Genomic DNA, 819 nt, shown 5'->3' on the forward strand with positions numbered 1-819 from the left:
AACTCGGCTGCCGTTTGTGGGTCTATAAAACCGGTATTGTTCACCCCATCAGTTAATAGGATAATTACCCTACTCTTAGCCTTGCTTTCTTTAAGTCGGTTTACAGCCGTAGCCAAGCCCATACCTATAGCGGTACCGTCTTCTATCTGCCCATAAGTGATTTCAGAAAGGGCATTTAGTATAATCAATTTGTCGGTAGTAACAGGGGTTTTAGTATAGCTTTCGCCTGCGTAAATTACCAAACCTATACGGTCATTAGGACGGTCTTTCACAAACTGCGAGGCTACCTTCTTCAGTGCCTCAAAGCGGTTAGGCTTCAAGTCTTGCGACAACATACTAGCCGATACATCAATCGCCATTACTATATCAATACCATCTGTTATTTTGGTCTTAGCATTCTCTGAATGCGTCTGTGGACGAGCAAGGGCTACTACTATCAGCGCAATAGCTATCATACGCAGCACAAAAAGCAAGTGGTAAAGAGCATCGCTCCAACTCTTCGTCTTCTTGAAGGCTATGGTAGTCGAAAAAGTAACATTAGCTTGTGATTTCTTATTCCAATACCAATACCAAAGTAGCATTAGTGGCAAAAGCAATAGCAGCCAGAAAAACTCAGGATTGGCAAATATGATATTCTTAAACATCTGATTAACGATTTTAGGTGTTATTCTGTTTTAAATGCAATTGAGTTTACTACTCTCTTAGCAATAGCCTTTGCATTTAAATCATTTATATAGGTAATGAGCAACTGCTGTAAGGCACCATTTTCAGTAAAGCTATAAAGCTCATAATTTGCTTTGAAAAGGTTGCCGTTTTTAT

1 protein-coding gene is annotated in these 819 nt (G+C 39.7%); it reads right to left on the reverse strand.

Annotated elements, in window-relative coordinates:
* Positions 1–644 (reverse strand): vWA domain-containing protein (locus HMPREF9441_RS17045; RefSeq protein ID WP_008623396.1); only part of this gene is annotated, 644 nt, incomplete at its 3' end.
* Positions 645–819 lie beyond the last annotated feature (175 nt).

This window comes from Paraprevotella clara YIT 11840 (assembly GCF_000233955.1).
GTDB lineage: Bacteria > Bacteroidota > Bacteroidia > Bacteroidales > Bacteroidaceae > Paraprevotella > Paraprevotella clara.